This window comes from Nocardia sp. NPDC004151, from assembly GCF_042874235.1.
In the GTDB taxonomy this organism is placed as follows: domain Bacteria; phylum Actinomycetota; class Actinomycetes; order Mycobacteriales; family Mycobacteriaceae; genus Nocardia.
Map to the genome: position 1 here is coordinate 121771 of NZ_JBIAMR010000009.1, position 14502 is coordinate 136272.

Below are 14502 nucleotides of genomic sequence, written 5' to 3' on the forward strand. Positions count from 1 at the left end.
ACAACGAAGGCGGGGCAGGCGCCGATTGGCGCCTGCCCCGCCTTCGTTATGAGACCGGTTGTCCTACCGCGACTTACGCGGGGACTTCGCTGCGGTCGCCGCTCCACAGGGTGTGGTACTTGCCTTCGGCGTCGATGCGCTCGTAGGTGTGGGCGCCGAAGAAGTCGCGCTGGCCTTGGGTCAGGGCGGCCGGGAGGCGTTCGGCGCGGAGGCCGTCGTAGTAGGAGAGGGAGGAGGCGAAGGCCGGGACCGGGATGCCGAGCTGGGTGGCGACGACCACCACGCGGCGCCAGCTGTCGATGGCCGTCTCGATGGCCTCGCGGAAGTAGGGGGCGAGGATCAGGGACGGGAGGGCCGGGTCGGCTTCGTAGGCTTCCTTGATGCGGTTGAGGAAGCGGGCGCGGATGATGCAGCCGCCGCGCCAGATGGTGGCGAGGTCGCCGGGGTGCAGGTCCCAGTTGTATTCGGCGGAGCCGGCGGCGATCTGGTCGAAGCCCTGGGCGTAGGCGACGATCTTGGAGGCGTAGAGGGCCTGGCGGATCGCCTCGGTGAATTCGGCGACGTCGGTGGGCTTCTCGCCCAGGACGCCGGAGGCGAGGCCCTTGGCTGCGGCGCGCTGGGTGCGGGAGCCGGACAGGGCGCGGGCGAAGACGGCCTCGGCGATACCGGTCACAGGGATGCCGAGGTCGAGGGCCGACTTGACGGTCCAGCGGCCGGTGCCCTTCTGCTCGGCGGCATCGACGATGACGTCGACCAGCGGCTTGCCGGTCTTGGCGTCGACCTGGTTCAGCACCTCGGCGGTGATCTCGACCAGGTAGCTCTCCAGGTCGCCGGAGTTCCACTGGGTGAAGACGTCGGCGATCTGCTTGGCATCGAAGCCCAGCGCGTCACGGAACAGGTTGTAGGCCTCGCCGATCAGCTGCATGTCGGCGTACTCGATGCCGTTGTGCACCATCTTCACGAAGTGGCCGGAACCGTCGGGGCCGATGTGGGTGCAGCACGGGACGCCGTCGACCTGCGCGGCGATCGACTCCAGCAGCGGGCCCAGCGACTCGTAGGACTCCTTCGGGCCGCCCGGCATGATGGCGGGGCCGTTCAGGGCGCCCTCCTCACCACCGGAGATGCCGGCGCCGACGAAGTTCAGGCCGCGCGCCTTCATCGCCGCCTCACGGCGGATGGTGTCGGTGTAGAGGGCGTTGCCGCCGTCGATGATGATGTCGCCGGGCTCCATGGCCTCGGCCAGCTCCTCGATGACGGCGTCGGTGGCGTCGCCCGCCTTCACCATGATCAGCACGCGGCGCGGCTTCTCCAGCGCGGCCACGAACTCCTCGACGGTCTCGGTGCGCACGAAGTCGCCGTCACCGCCGTGCTCGGCGAGCAGGGCGTCGGTCTTGCCGATGCTGCGGTTGTGCAGGGCCACGGTGTAGCCGTGCCGGGCGAAGTTGCGGGCGATATTGCTACCCATGACCGCCAGGCCGGTCACGCCGATCTGGGCGCGCGCTTCCGAGGTCGCCATGAAACAGCCTCTCCGTTCAGATGTCGATGACCGCACGAAGTCTCCTCGGCGGCGGCATCAGCGGATGCGTCCACGACGCCATACCTTTTCTACCGCACGCCCGATTCCGGGCTGAGCGCGGCTTCGGGGCGCGCGGCCGCGAGCCGTGCGGCCCGGCGGGCCCGCGCAGCCGCGTACCCCGCCGCCCGCGCGCCACCGCATCGGGCACGGGTGCGGCCGGACTCGACGATCCGGATCCGGCGCCGGGCGCAGGCGAGCAGGATCGGGACCCGTACCCGACCGCGAAGTCGCAGCGGACTCACAGACCACACCGTCTACCACCACCGATGCGCGGGCCGAAAACGCCTGGCCGACAAGAACGATCCACCGATACAGTGCCCGAATGACACGTTTGAATCAGATTGTCGCCGTCGAGAAAGGGATCAAGTCCCGTACCTTCTCCGAGCTCACCGAGGCCCATCACAAGCTGGCCAAAAACCCTCTGCTGAGCGGCATTTCGCGCACCTACCGTCCCAAGGACGAGGAGGGCGAGCAGCTGCCGCCCGAATCGACGCGCGTCCAGGTGAGATCCGAGGAAGTCCTGCACACCACGGCGGAAATCCTGACCAAGCTGTTCGATGTGGTGGCCACCAAGGACTGGGCGAACTGCGCCGCCACCGCCGACGTGGTCGTCGACGGCCGCACCCTGGTCGAGAACGCGCCCATCACCTACCTGCTGTTCCTGGAGAAGCAGCTGGTCGACCTGCACACGTTCGTCCGCAAGCTGCCGGTGCTGGACGCCGCCGAGTCGTGGGAGTACGACGCTGCCGCGGACTGCTACGCGACCGAGCCGGTACAGACGGTGCGCACCAAGAAGATTCCGCGCAACCACGTGAAAGCCGAAGCGACGGACAAGCATCCGGCGCAGGTCGAGGTGTATCACGAGGATGTGGTGGTCGGCTATTGGCGGACCATCCGGTTCTCCGGCGCGCTGCCCGCCAAGCGCGTCAACGAGCTGACCGAGCGCGTCGAAAAGCTCCAGCACGCGGTGAAATTCGCGCGCGAGGAGGCCAACAACGCCGAAGTCACCCAGCGCAAGCTGGGCGAGAACGTCTTCGGATATTTGTTTGGCTGAGTAGCGCGGCTGCGGCTACAGTCGGCAGTGCGCAAGGAGCGCAAGCTGAAACAGAAGTTCAACTGTGACAGGCACAGCGGCCCAGTGGAGGTTCGAATCCTCCTCCCGCCATACACGGCGGGATAGCCCAACCGGCAGAGGCACCGCGCCTTCAAACTCACACTATCGCTCCAGTTTCAGTATTCGCCGCCGAACGCCGAATCGAAGGAACGGCTTGTCAGCGTGAAGGTTGCGGGTTCAACTCCTGCCGGCCCAGCCACCAATGGGCTGTAGCTCAATCGCAGAGCGTCACGTTAACTTCAGACTCAACCCGTTCTCAACCGTGTCGGCGTGCCGCAAATGGGCGGCCACCGAGACCCCGGGGCAGGCTAGGCCCCGGGGTTTCCCTAAAGCAGTGCGGGCGCGACCCACTTCGAGAGATAGTCGCGCAACTCCGCGCCCCGTCGCGGCGGGCAGCCCGGATCGATGACGAACGACTGCACGATGCGCAGCATGTGCTCGACGAGTTCGTCCAGATCACTGTCCGAGATCCCGGCGCCCACCCAATCCACCGAGAAGCGTTCCAGCAGCGAACGCCCGAAAGACTTTGCGGTATCGGAAGTTACGCCCGCCGAGAAGGCGCTGGCCCGCCCCGGACGCAGTAGCAGACCGAGGTATTTCTCCTCCGGCAGCCGTTCCAGGGTGTAGGCGATGCCCTCCACGACCGCAGTCGCCGGTTCACGAATCTCAATCAGCCGCTCGGCCAGCACGTCCAGGAAATGCTCCGTCTGCGCGATGGCCGTCGCCGTCAAAAGCGTTTCCGCGCTGGGGAAATAGCGGTACACCGTCTGCCGGGTGACGCCGAGGTCGCGGGCCACCTCCGCGATGCTGAACTCGTCGCCGGAGCGGTCGATGGCGCGGCGGGCGGCGGCCACGATGCGGTCGACCGCCTCCGCGTCGTCGGCGGGAGCTGATCCGGACCATCCATGCGTGCGCACGCCTTGACCATACACATGGTGCTGACTGTATGGTCGAGGGGCGTGAAAGGAAGCCCATGACCACCACCCCGCCGCGGCCCCCGCAACTCGACTCCCCGGTCCTGCCCAAGATCTTCAAATACACCGGCCGCGCGCAGGTCTGGATCTACCGCCGCACCGGTGGCCGGATCGGCGGGAAATGGCGCATCGGCGCGGGCTTCCGCAAACCGGTGCCGACGCTGCTGCTCGAGCACCGCGGCCGCAAGTCCGGCACCGTCTACACGGTCCCGCTGCTGTACATCGGCGACGGCGCGGACACCATCGTGGTGGCCTCACAGGGCGGGCTGCCCAAGCACCCGCAGTGGTACCGCAATCTGTGCGCGAACCCGGACACCCACATCCAGATCGGCCGCGACCGGTTCGCGGTGCGCGCCCACACCGCCGACGCCGATCAGCGCGCCCGGCTCTGGCCGCGACTCGTGGAGGCCTACGCCGACTTCGACACCTACCAGGCGTGGACCGAGCGCGAGATCCCGGTCGTGATCCTGACCCCGATCAACTAGCCGAACCGGTGGGCAGCCCGACCGTGGCGACGATCAGGCCGGGATGCGCCACGGATTCCAGCATGCCCACCTGGATCCGGTACAGCTTCAGCTCGCCCGTGCCCCGATCACGCAACCGCATGGTCCGCACGGGCGGGGCGAACCCGACGTCACCGGTGGACCAGAAGCGCCGGAACTCCGCGAACTCGCCGAGCTCGCGCATGAGATCGCCGAACACGGTGGGGTCTGTCAGCGAGCCGACACTCCCGCGCAGCCAGCTCACCGACTTCCGCGCGTCGGCCTCCCAATCGGCCATCACCTGCCGGGCCGCCGGATCGGCGAACATCCACCGGTACAGATTCCCGTTCTCGGCCAGTCCCGGAAACGCCTGCGCCCATTCGATGTTCCCGGCCAGCACATTGCCGCGGGTGTCGTAGAACGCCGCCAGCTTGGGCCGGTGCATGGCGAGGACGCGCAGCGCGTCGGCGCCGATCGATCTCTTCAACTCCGCGACCGTCGGATATCCCGAGCCGGTGAGCCCGGCCAAATCGTAGAGATATCGACGCTCGATGTCCGACAACGGATTCCGCTGATTCATGCATCTGACGAGCGCGTCGACCACGGCCTGGGTGGGCTTGGCTTTCCCACCCTTCTCCAACTGCGTGACATAACTGGCGCTGACCCCGGCCGAGAATGCCAGCCGCTCCCGGGAAAGTCCGCGCTGGTCGCGCAACCGCCGCAACACATCACCGAATGTGGGCAGCGTGATGCCCTGATGTTCCCCGATATTCGTTGCCCGGATACTCATATCCGCCGGTTCCCTCCTGCCCTGTAGCGAATCGACGGCTCAGCGTCCGCGACCACTGCCAGAACTTCTCCCGGACGGAATACTCCCACATAATCGGCCTGGAGTCCGACCTGCCGGGCGGCGCGTCGATTGCTAGCAATGAGGAATCGGCTACCGGCCCGCGAATTAACCTCGGCGAAATCGGCGCGGCACAATGGAATTGGATTTCGCCCGCGCGCCGCCACGCCGGACAATGGGAACAGGTGTCAATTTATCCCATCCGTCCGGTTCTCGGCGTTTCCCGCGCAATCAGTCTCGAGACCGGCCCCCACCTTTGGTATGTTCTGCTCGACGTGCCGCCCCCGGCACCGACCATGCGGTGGAGAAATCGTCCGAACGATTCGAACAAGGGGTGTGGACTTTGTCCATTCGATTAACCCGAGCCTTCAGAACGGCGAGCAGCGCGCTCGCGGCGGTGGCGACCGCGGCCGGAATCCTCACGGCCACCGGCGCACCCGGCGCACAGGCCACGCCGGCGGATTGCCCCAACCTCAATGTGATCGCCGTCCCCGGCACCTGGGAAACCTCTGTCGACGATCCGAAACAGGGCATGCTCTCCCAAGTCACGCGCGGCCTGCCCGGCTCCGTGCGCACCGACTACGTCAGCTATCCGGCCACCGCCTTCCCCTGGGACGGCGAGGTCTACGGCCGCTCCAAGCACGAGGCCGTGAGCAATGCCCGCGGGCTCATCTCCGCCATGGCCGCCCGGTGCGCGGCAACACGTTTCGCGCTGATCGGCTACAGCCAGGGCGCGGACGCGGCGGGCGACCTGGCCTCCGAGATCGGCACCGGCCTCGGTGTCGTCCTGCCCGATCGGGTGGCCGCCGTCGGACTGGTCTCCGATCCGCGCCGCTCCCCCACCGACGCCCTGATCGGCCCCCACGTGGCCGGCACCGGCGCGGGCGGCGCGCGGGCGGGCGGCTTCGGCTGGCTCAGCCCGCGGGTCCGCACCTTCTGCGCGGCGGGCGACCTGTACTGCTCGGTCCCCACCGACGACCTGGCGGGCCGCTCGGCCGGGCTGCTCACCCAGCTCACCGCCCAGGACCCGGTTCAGATTCCCAGCTATGCGCTGACCTTCCAGTCCATCCTGTCCGAGGCCCTGGTCCAGGGCGGCACCGCCATCATCAACGCGCCGGGCGACAACCCGGCGGGCGAGCAGTGGATCAAACAGGTCCAGGACTTCCTGGACTCGGGCGTGCACCAGTCGTATCCGCGGTACGTCGTCGACAGCAACGGCACCACCGCCACCGTCTGGCTGCGCAACTGGCTGGCCGAGACCGCGGGCGAAACGCACTGATCCCTGGCCGTTCCGGTGGGCCGGACCACCTACTCCGGCCCACCACCCACCGATCGTTCCAACGCGCCGTGCAGCCATTGCTGCGCGGCGCCGGTCGTCAGGGCACCCGTCACCTCCGCGGTCAGGCTCCAGTAGCGCAGGACCAGTTCGTCGGAATCGATTGCGCCGGACAGTAGCCGCCGCCGGAAACCGGGACTGTCGCTTTCGCCGCGCGCCCGGGCGTGGACGTCGACGAACTGGTCGAGTTCCGGTCCCGGGCCCGGCGGCCGGTTCGCCACCACCTGCGGCCCGGCCGCCGCGCACGCCCACGCGACACCGTCGAGCAGCGCCCGCCGATGCGTGATGCGCTCCTGGTCCGCCCGCCACAGCTGCCGCGAAACCGCCTGATACAGGCCGGGATCCCCGACCGCGTTGACCAATTCCGCGAAGGCCAGCAGTTCCGCCGAGGTGGGATCGATCGGCTCCGGGACGTTCATATCGACGAACGCGTCGAACATCTCCGGTGTCAACGGCTCCAGGACCCGACGCCAGAACCGCACCACCGTGTCCGTGGCGCGTCCCCGATCCCGCACCACCGCAACCAATTCGAGCCGCCTCGCCCGCTCCCCCGGCGGCGCGTCCGCCACTGCCGTCAGCGCCGCCTGCCGCCACGTCAGCGCGGCCAGTTCCGCCTCGACGACCCGCCGCTCGCCGAGCACCGCGTCCTCGACACTGCGCCGCCCGTCCACCACCTCGATGATCGCCGCGAGTCCCACCCCGACCGCCCGCAACCGCCGGACCAGCAACAACCGTTCGAGCGCACTCACGGGCTCGAACATCCGATGCCCGCCGGTACTACGCCGCGCCGCCAATACCCCTTCGTCGCAATAGAACCGGATGGTCCGGACCGGCACTCCCGATCGCCGCGCCAATTCGCCGATCCCGATCAGCCGCTCGCGTGTGTCGTGGATCACGTTCACTTGAACCTCCACCCCGGTGGAATTCCTACGGTACGGGAATGACAACTCCCACCCTGACCACCGAACAGATCTGGCGGGCGGTCGCCGCCGAACGCATCAGCCTCCACGACCTGCTCGACTCGCTGTCGGAAGCCCAGTGGAATCATCAATCCCTGTGCGCGGATTGGCGAATCCGCGACGTGGTCGCGCACGTGGTCCTGTCCGCTCAGCCGAGCACCGCCGCCATCCTGATCGGCCTGGTCCGCGCGGGCGGCAACCTGCACACCATGATCCGCGACACCGCCATCCGCCACGCGGCGACCTCGACCACCACGCAACTGCTCGACGAACTGCGGGCCACCGTGCCCGCCCGGGCGACCGCCCTCGGCTCCACTCCCGCCGACCGCCTCATGGATCTGCTCGTGCACGGTCAGGACATCACCATCCCCCTCGGCATCCCGCGCGACGTCCCGATCGACGCGGCACGGGTATCGCTCGATCGGATCTGTGCGGCGGGGACTTTCGGGATTCGCGAGACCCTGGCCCGGCAACGGCTCGTCGCGACCGACACCGAATGGGCTGCGGGCGGCGGCCTCCCGGTGCGAGCTCCGATCGGCGAGTTGCTGCTGCTGGCCACCGGCCGTTCGCGGCCATGAGTTTCTCGTTGGTCGTTCATTGGTAGCGGCCCGCATTCTCGGTGCATCCGCCCCCTCCGATAACGAAGGAACCGCACCGATGATCGCCACCCACGCCCGTACCGCCGCCCGCGCCGCGCTCGCAGCGGCCATCGTCGGTTCCGCCAGTTTCGGTTTGTTCGGCAGCCTCACCGTCGCCAACGCGGGCGGCGACTACGGGCCCGACACCTGTCAGGAAGGCTACGTGTGGCGGGAGGCCAACTCGGCCGACCACGTGTGCGTCAGCCCCGGCACCCGGGATCAGGCGCGGGCCGACAATGCCGCGGCCGCGTCCCGGAAGGCGGGCGGCGGCGCGTACGGGCCCAATACCTGTGTGAACGGGTATGTCTGGAGGGAGGCCTACACCGGTGACGTCGTCTGCGTCACCCCCGCCGTGCGGCAGCAGGCCAAGGACGACAATGCCGCGGCGGCCGCCCGCAAGGCGTCGCTGCACATCTGGCTGACCACCTACACCGCGGGCAACAAATGCGACGGCGACGTGTGCACCTCGGTCTCCGATGCCGGAGCGCAGTTCAAGATCAACGGTGATCACTTCGACAATGGGACGGTCACGCTGATCGTGAATCGGAACAACGGCACGCGGCTGGCCACGTACACGGTGAAGGCCGGGCCGCACAACGGCTACGCGGGCGCCTCGTTCGGCTATCAGACCCCGATGTGGGATCCGAAGTCGGGCTTCCACGGGCCCTGCACGGGCGGCGACGACTCCTACATCCAGGCCTACGATCCGACCTCGCAGCGCTGGTCGGAGCGGCTGTCGTTCAAGCACGACTGCCACTGACCGGGGACGTGCGGGATCACCTCGGTGGTCCCGCACAGCAGTGAGCACACTCCGAAAAAATCGGAAACAAGTTCATTTAAAAACAGCCCGGCCGGTACCCCACTCGAGGTACTTTCCTGCCGAGTCCGTCACCGGACCGGAAGGGTTGAAACACGTGTTCATTGGGCAAATCGGGTCGACCGCGATCCTTGCGGCCGGAGATTCGGCCGACTCCTCCGGCTTCTCCGCCGGCAGCCTCCTGATCCCAGCGGCCGGCGTGGTCCTGCTGATCGTGGGGCTCGTACTGCGCAACCGGTCGAAGACGACCCCCGTCGCAGCGGAAGAGGGCGGCCTCCCCGCCAAGACCGCGTCATCCGGCCTGCCCAAGCACACGGGCACCATCGTCGCCGTCGCCGGCATCCTGGTCCTGGCGCTCGGCCTCGTCGCGGGCCTCACCAAGTCCGGCACCATCTCGGCCAAGGATCCCGAACTGGCCGTGGGCAACTGCGTCACCGCCACCGACTACCGCGGCGCCCAGATCGGCAAGATCAAGCCGACCGCCTGCGAGGACAACTCCGCGGTCTACGAACTGGCCGCCTCGGTGAAGAACGGCGCCACCTGCCCCGACGGCAAGCTGCGCGACGCGGGCTACTTCGTGCTCACCAATGGCAATAGCTCGCTGTGCTTCGCCCCCAACGTCAAGGTGGGCAGCTGCTACAGCATGCAGCCCGACGTCAACCAGATCGCGCCCATCGACTGCGCGGCCAAGAACGGCACCGCCATCACCGTCCAGATCGGCGGCCGCTTCGACGGCACCACCGACACCAACCAGTGCGCCATCCCGGCCGGCGCGACCGTGACCCCGCAGCCCGCCCGCGTGGTGTGCTGGCAGCCGGTCACACCGGTCAGCTAGTCGACACCCAGCGAAGGGCCCCGGCGGTCACACCGCCGGGGCCCTTCGTCACATCCGGGGACTAGCCCGCCGCGACCGCGACACTCTCCGCGCCCACGCGCGGGTAGGTCGGGTACTCGATGCCCGAGATGTACTGCACGGTCCGCACGACCTGGCACGAGTAGCCGAACTCGTTGTCGTACCAGAGGTAGAGGATCGCGGTGTCGCCGTCCACGATGGTGGCGTTGGCGTCCACGATCGACGCGGCGCGCGAGCCGATGAAGTCACTCGAGACCACATCGGTGGCCGCGGTGAAATCGAGGTTGCGGCTCAACGGACCCGACAGCGACATCTCGCGCAAGTACTCGAGCACCTCGTCCTTGGAGGTCGCGCGCTCGAGTTGCAGGTTCAGAATCGCCACCGAGACATCCGGGGTGGGAACGCGAATCGAGCTGCCGGTGATCTTGGCCGAGAAGTCCGGCATGGCCTTCTTGACCGCGGACTGCGCGCCGGTCTCGGTCAGCACCAGGTTGAACGGCGCGGAACGGCCGCGACGGTCGGAGCTGTGGTAGTTGTCCAGCAGGTTCTGGTCATTGGTGAACGAGTGCACCGTCTCCACGTGACCGCGCACGATGCCGAACTCGTCCTCCATCGCCTTCAGCGGCGGGACGATCGCGTTGGTGGTGCAGGACGCGCAGGAGTAGATGGTCTGCGACAGGTCCAGCTCACGGTGGTTGACGCCGTGCACGATGTTCGGGACGTCGCCCTTGCCGGGCGCGGTCAGCACGACCTTCGAGATGCCCGGGCGCAGGTGCTGTTCCAGGCCCGCGCGGTCACGCCACTTGCCGGTGTTGTCGATCAGGATCGCGTTGTCGATCCCGTACTCGGTGTAGTCGATCGAGGTCGGGTCGTTGCTGTAGATGAACTTGATGGCGTTGCCGTTGGCGATGATCGTGTTGTTCTCGGCATCGACCTTGATGGTGCCGTTGAACTGGCCGTGCACCGAGTCGCGGCGCAGCAGCGACGCGCGCTTGACCAGGTCGTCCTCGCCGCCCTTGCGGACCACGACGGCCCGCAGGACCAGGCCGTTGCCGGAGCCGACCTTCTCGATGAGCAGGCGCGACACCAGGCGGCCGATGCGGCCGAAGCCGTACAGCACGACATCGCGCGGGCCCTGCGCCTCGGCCTTGTTGCCGTCGGTCACCTCGGCGAGCACGTCGGCGGTGAACTCGGGGACCGACAGGCCGCGCTCGTCGGCGCGGTAGGCCATCACCAGACGACCCAGGTCGATCTTGCTGGGGCCCAGGTCGAGCGAGCGCAGCGCCTCCAGGAAGGGCAGCGTCTCGTCGATCGACAGTTCCTCGCCCTCGATCTGCCGCGCGAACCGGTGGGTCCGCAGGATGCTGATCACCGACTTGTTCACCAGTGACCGGCTGTGCAGCAGAATCGTCACCCCCTTGTCCCGATACAAGCTGCCGATGATCGGAATCATCGCCTCCGCCGCAGCCTCGTGAGCGTTCCAGCGGTCAAGATGGTCGGTAGTCAACACAAGTCCTCGGGGTTTCCTCGATCTGCACGTGCTGTCGACTCTATCCAGCCCCGAAGTCGCACAATCCTCGGCTACCCGCATGTGAGATCCACGTCGCCCTCACGAGGGGAACGGTCGCCGTGACGCACGACGGCGGTCGCGGGGCCAGAACCGCCCTGCGACCGCCGTCGCGACTCCGACGCTAGTGCGAGGAGATGCCCGCCGAGAGGGTGCTGAGGACACCGTCCGCGTACCCACCGCCGAACGCGCTGCCCAGGCTCGCGCCCAGCGCGGTCAGGCCCACCGACCCGGTGCCCACCGCGTTGCCGAGCTCCGAGGCCGAACCGGACGTGACGGGCAGGTCCACGGGGGCGGCCGGGGTCAGCGGAATCCCGTCCGCCGCAGCCGTTCCGATGCCGGCCCCGAGCAGCGCCGCCGACGCGATGCCCACAAGAATCGTTCGTTTCATAAACTGTCCCTCTTATCCAGGTTGTCGGAGCGGGACGCGGTCGTCCCACTCCGCGGGCCAGAGCATATGAAATATCGCTAATTCACATGAGTGTTTTGGACCGTTTGGTATCCCAGCCACAGTCGATCCCGGACCGCGGTTGTGAATAGTCCCGATTAGCGAATAAATCGCCGGGAAGCACTGGGGCGACACGATTTCCGTGAACCGAAGGGTTGTCGGTATGAAAACCTGACGCGGGATCTTTGCCGATGGCAACCGGCAACCGGCACTACGACCCCGGGCACGAAAAAAACCCGGGCCTGGGCCCGGGTTTTTTCGGAGTGGACTCGAACTCAGCGCGTCACGAGGGTCCTCAGCGCGTCACGATGGTCGCCGAACCGTGGCCGAACAGGCCCTGGTTCACCGCGATGCCGGCGCGGGCGTTCTCCACCTGACGGCCGTCGGCCTGCCCGCGCAGCTGCCAGGTGAGCTCGCAGATCTGCGCGATGGCCTGGGCGGGGATGGCCTCGCCGAAGCAGGCCAGACCGCCGGAGGGGTTGACCGGGACGCGACCACCCAATGTGGTTGCGCCGCTGCGCAGCAGCGCCTCCGCGCCACCGACCTCGCACAGGCCGATGTCCTCGTACCAGTCCAGCTCCAGGGCGGTGGACAGGTCGTAGACCTCGGCCATCGACAGGTCCTCGGGGCCGATACCGGCCTCCTCGTACGCGGCGTGCGCGAGGGAGGACCGGAAGGTGTGCGGCGGCGGCTCGACGGCCAGGGCCGAGTCGGTCGCGAAGTCCGGCAGGTCGAGCACGGTCTTCGGGAAGACCGGGGTGACCGTCGACAGGGCGCTGATCCGGACCGGGTCGGCGATGCCGTGCTTGCGCGCGTAGTCCATCGAGGTGAGGACCAGGGCCGCGCCGCCGTCACTGGTGGCGCAGATGTCCAGCAGCCGCAGCGGATCCGAGACGATGGCCGAGGCGGCGATCTCCTCGACCGACACCTCCTTGCGGTAGCGCGCGTACGGGTTGTTCAGGCCATGGCGGGCGTTCTTCACCTTGACCGCGGCGAAGTCGTCGAGCGTGGCGCCGTGCAAGGCCATGCGGCGGCGGGCGTACAGCGCGAAGTAGATCGGGTTGGTCGCGCCGAGCAGGTGGAAGCGCAGCCAGTCCGGGTCGTCGCGGCGTTCGCCACCGACCGGCTGGAAGAAGCCCTTCGGGGTGGTGTCGGCGCCGATCACCAGCGCCACATCGGTGAGCCCGGCCAGGATCTGGGCGCGCGCGTTGGCGATGGCCTGCGCACCGGAGGCGCACGCGGCGTAGCTGCTCGAGATGCGCGCACCGGACCAGCCCAGCGCCTGGGCGAAGGTCGCGCCGGCGACGAAGCCCGGGTAGCCGTTGCGGATGGTGTCCGCGCCGGCGATGTAGCCGACGTCCTCGTGCTTGATTCCGGCGTCGGCGAGCGCGGCGCGGGCGGCGACCAGTCCGTATTCGACGAAGTTGCGTCCCCATTTGCCCCACGGGTGCATGCCCGCGCCGAGGACGGCGATATCGCGATTCGTGTCAGTCATTGACCGGCCTCCACTTCCACACCGTGTGCTCCGCCTCGTCGTCCTCGTACAGGGTGCCGATGGCGAGTTCGACGGGCATGCCCACGGCCAGGTCGTCGACGGTGAACCCGCGCACCACCTGTCCGAGAATGACCATCTTCTCGACCTCGAGCTCAACCGCCGCGATCACGTACGGTTCGAACGGGTCACCCGAGACGTACGGGGCGGGCGGCTTGTACCGGGCATCCGCGTACGACCAGATCCGGCCACGGGTGGAGAACAGGTAGTCCTCCAGCTCGGAGCCGTCTTTCGGGCCCGCGCACCAGGGGTTCCGGCAGGCGAGGGTGTTCTTCGGGAAATACGGTGTGCCGCACTCCTTGCAGCGGCTGCCGCGCAGCCGCGCCACACCGTCATCCGCAGTGAACCAGTCGGCCACGGCGGGGCGTTGTTCTTTCTGCACAAGCCCGACGGTATAGGAACACGTTCTACTTTGGGGGCGAATTCCCCACGCGCGATCCACCCCCGGAGGTACGGTGAACCCTCGGATTGAGGAGTAACCCACCGCGATGGCCACCAAAGCTATTGACCCGCAGTCGATCCGCAACGTGACGCTCATCGGCGACCCCGCCGACACCACCCGACTGCTGCACCGCCTGCACGGCTCCGCCCACCCCGGCCCCGAGCTGCGCTGGTCCGCCGACCGAGCCGATCACACGATCCGCCTGTCCGAGGTCTCCAGCCACGCCCCCATCCCGATCCTGCAACGCGCCATCCGCGTCGCCGACAGCGTCATCGCGGTCGTAAACGCCGCCGAAACCAACGCGCCCCGCCTGGAGACGATCCTCCAGATCGCCGACGACCACCAGGTCGCGCGCCTCTGCCTCGTCACCTCCCTCGACCACGCCGCCGCCAACTTCCCCCGCTGCCTCCGCACCATCGCCGACACCCGCGGCGCCATCCCGCTGCCCCTGCAACTCCCGCTGGGCGCCGGCCCCACCTTCGAAGGCGTCATCGACCTCCTCCCCCTCTGGGCCCTGGAACCCCTGGCCGCCGAAATCTACGGCCCCCATTGGAAGTCCGCCGAACACGGCTACCGCGCCCTGATCCGCACCCTCACCGAGGACACCGAGAACTCGACCCCCGCCGAACTCACCCTCGACCACCTGCACCACCGCATCCGCTCCCTCACCCGCCTCGGCGACGTGGTCCCCATCCTGTGCAGCGCCGCCCCCCGAAGCAACGACACCGCCCCCCTCCTCGACGCGATCGTGCGCTACCTTCCCTCCCCGCTCGACGTCTGCCAACCGGAGCACGCGCTCGATTACTGATCCGGGTCAGATCCAGACCGGCGCCACCGGAACCGTGTCGGCGCCATCGGCCACCAGATCGGTGTTCTCACGGTGAGCCGACCTACCGT

General features: G+C 68.0%; 16 protein-coding genes. 7 read left to right on the forward strand and 9 right to left on the reverse strand.

The window, feature by feature from the left end; genetic code table 11:
• Window positions 1-73 precede the first annotated feature (73 nt).
• Window positions 74-1516 carry an NADP-dependent phosphogluconate dehydrogenase gene (gene gndA, locus ACFYTS_RS21390; protein ID WP_357278256.1) on the reverse strand — a complete coding sequence of 481 codons (1443 nt, stop codon included), beginning with the start codon at window positions 1514-1516 and terminating at the stop codon, window positions 74-76.
• An 89-nt stretch (window positions 1517-1605) separates the two neighbouring features.
• Complete coding sequence (locus ACFYTS_RS21395; protein WP_387306623.1) at window positions 1606-1818, reverse strand: hypothetical protein; 213 nt, start codon at window positions 1816-1818, stop codon at window positions 1606-1608.
• Between the two features lie 80 nt (window positions 1819-1898).
• Here ACFYTS_RS21395 and ACFYTS_RS21400 point away from each other — a divergent pair, with 80 nt between their 5' ends.
• Window positions 1899-2630: a hypothetical protein gene (locus ACFYTS_RS21400; protein ID WP_357278261.1), complete on the forward strand. Its 732-nt coding sequence runs from the start codon at window positions 1899-1901 to the stop codon at window positions 2628-2630.
• 386 nt (window positions 2631-3016) lie between these two features.
• On the opposite strand, the gene ACFYTS_RS21405 is transcribed toward ACFYTS_RS21400, so the two are convergent.
• On the reverse strand, window positions 3017-3607 hold the full coding sequence (locus ACFYTS_RS21405; protein WP_387306625.1) for a TetR/AcrR family transcriptional regulator: 591 nt from the start codon (window positions 3605-3607) through the stop codon (window positions 3017-3019).
• A gap of 56 nt (window positions 3608-3663) precedes the next feature.
• Here ACFYTS_RS21405 and ACFYTS_RS21410 point away from each other — a divergent pair, with 56 nt between their 5' ends.
• Window positions 3664-4149 carry a nitroreductase family deazaflavin-dependent oxidoreductase gene (locus ACFYTS_RS21410; protein WP_357278265.1) on the forward strand — a complete coding sequence of 162 codons (486 nt, stop codon included), beginning with the start codon at window positions 3664-3666 and terminating at the stop codon, window positions 4147-4149.
• On the opposite strand, the gene ACFYTS_RS21415 is transcribed toward ACFYTS_RS21410, so the two are convergent.
• Window positions 4142-4936: a helix-turn-helix domain-containing protein gene (locus ACFYTS_RS21415; protein ID WP_387306627.1), complete on the reverse strand. Its 795-nt coding sequence runs from the start codon at window positions 4934-4936 to the stop codon at window positions 4142-4144. The two genes, ACFYTS_RS21410 and ACFYTS_RS21415, sit on opposite strands and share 8 nt — an antisense overlap.
• Window positions 4937-5342: 406 nt before the next feature.
• On the opposite strand from ACFYTS_RS21415, the gene ACFYTS_RS21420 reads away from it, so the two are divergent.
• Window positions 5343-6272 (forward strand): cutinase family protein, encoded by a 930-nt coding sequence (locus tag ACFYTS_RS21420; protein WP_387306888.1) that lies wholly within the window; start codon window positions 5343-5345, stop codon window positions 6270-6272.
• A 29-nt stretch (window positions 6273-6301) separates the two neighbouring features.
• Here the strand turns inward: ACFYTS_RS21420 and ACFYTS_RS21425 are convergent, their stop codons facing one another.
• Window positions 6302-7225, reverse strand: a complete 924-nt coding sequence (locus ACFYTS_RS21425) for a MerR family transcriptional regulator (protein WP_387306629.1) — start codon at window positions 7223-7225, stop codon at window positions 6302-6304.
• Between the two features lie 44 nt (window positions 7226-7269).
• Between ACFYTS_RS21425 and ACFYTS_RS21430 the strand changes: the two genes are divergently transcribed.
• The 3 genes from ACFYTS_RS21430 (at window position 7270) to ACFYTS_RS21440 (ending at window position 9578) form a co-directional block, all read left to right on the forward strand.
• Window positions 7270-7866, forward strand: coding sequence for a maleylpyruvate isomerase family mycothiol-dependent enzyme (locus tag ACFYTS_RS21430; RefSeq protein ID WP_387306631.1), 597 nt, complete (start codon window positions 7270-7272; stop codon window positions 7864-7866).
• Window positions 7867-7945: 79 nt separating this feature from the next.
• The gene (locus tag ACFYTS_RS21435) at window positions 7946-8686 is read left to right on the forward strand and encodes a hypothetical protein (protein ID WP_387306633.1); all 741 of its coding nucleotides are present in this window, start codon (window positions 7946-7948) and stop codon (window positions 8684-8686) included.
• Between the two features lie 154 nt (window positions 8687-8840).
• Window positions 8841-9578: a hypothetical protein gene (locus tag ACFYTS_RS21440; RefSeq protein WP_357278280.1), complete on the forward strand. Its 738-nt coding sequence runs from the start codon at window positions 8841-8843 to the stop codon at window positions 9576-9578.
• Window positions 9579-9639: 61 nt separating this feature from the next.
• Here ACFYTS_RS21440 and ACFYTS_RS21445 read toward each other — a convergent pair whose 3' ends face one another.
• The 4 genes from ACFYTS_RS21445 to ACFYTS_RS21460 form a co-directional block, all read right to left on the reverse strand.
• A complete protein-coding gene (locus ACFYTS_RS21445) occupies window positions 9640-11103 on the reverse strand; it encodes a glyceraldehyde-3-phosphate dehydrogenase (protein WP_387306635.1) in 1464 nt (487 codons plus the stop codon).
• Between the two features lie 184 nt (window positions 11104-11287).
• Window positions 11288-11554: a hypothetical protein gene (locus tag ACFYTS_RS21450; RefSeq protein ID WP_357278285.1), complete on the reverse strand. Its 267-nt coding sequence runs from the start codon at window positions 11552-11554 to the stop codon at window positions 11288-11290.
• A 352-nt stretch (window positions 11555-11906) separates the two neighbouring features.
• Window positions 11907-13106: a lipid-transfer protein gene (locus tag ACFYTS_RS21455; protein WP_357278287.1), complete on the reverse strand. Its 1200-nt coding sequence runs from the start codon at window positions 13104-13106 to the stop codon at window positions 11907-11909.
• A complete protein-coding gene (locus ACFYTS_RS21460; RefSeq protein WP_387306890.1) occupies window positions 13099-13521 on the reverse strand; it encodes a Zn-ribbon domain-containing OB-fold protein in 423 nt (140 codons plus the stop codon). The genes ACFYTS_RS21455 and ACFYTS_RS21460 overlap by 8 nt, the downstream gene beginning before the upstream one ends.
• Window positions 13522-13651: 130 nt before the next feature.
• Between ACFYTS_RS21460 and ACFYTS_RS21465 the strand changes: the two genes are divergently transcribed.
• Complete coding sequence (locus ACFYTS_RS21465) at window positions 13652-14413, forward strand: GTP-binding protein (protein ID WP_387306638.1); 762 nt, start codon at window positions 13652-13654, stop codon at window positions 14411-14413.
• The last annotated feature ends 89 nt before the right edge of the window (window positions 14414-14502 follow it).

Excerpts from the sequence above, each read along its gene's own strand:
- gndA (WP_357278256.1), bottom strand. The coding sequence starts at position 1,516 with ATGGCGACCTCGGAAGCGCGCGCCCAGATCGGCGTGACCGGCCTGGCG.
- ACFYTS_RS21400 (WP_357278261.1), top strand. The coding sequence starts at position 1,899 with ATGACACGTTTGAATCAGATTGTCGCCGTCGAGAAAGGGATCAAGTCC.
- ACFYTS_RS21410 (WP_357278265.1), top strand. The coding sequence starts at position 3,664 with ATGACCACCACCCCGCCGCGGCCCCCGCAACTCGACTCCCCGGTCCTG.
- ACFYTS_RS21415 (WP_387306627.1), bottom strand. The coding sequence starts at position 4,936 with ATGAGTATCCGGGCAACGAATATCGGGGAACATCAGGGCATCACGCTG.
- ACFYTS_RS21430 (WP_387306631.1), top strand. The coding sequence starts at position 7,270 with ATGACAACTCCCACCCTGACCACCGAACAGATCTGGCGGGCGGTCGCC.
- ACFYTS_RS21435 (WP_387306633.1), top strand. The coding sequence starts at position 7,946 with ATGATCGCCACCCACGCCCGTACCGCCGCCCGCGCCGCGCTCGCAGCG.
- ACFYTS_RS21450 (WP_357278285.1), bottom strand. The coding sequence starts at position 11,554 with ATGAAACGAACGATTCTTGTGGGCATCGCGTCGGCGGCGCTGCTCGGG.
- ACFYTS_RS21455 (WP_357278287.1), bottom strand. The coding sequence starts at position 13,106 with ATGACTGACACGAATCGCGATATCGCCGTCCTCGGCGCGGGCATGCAC.
- ACFYTS_RS21465 (WP_387306638.1), top strand. The coding sequence starts at position 13,652 with ATGGCCACCAAAGCTATTGACCCGCAGTCGATCCGCAACGTGACGCTC.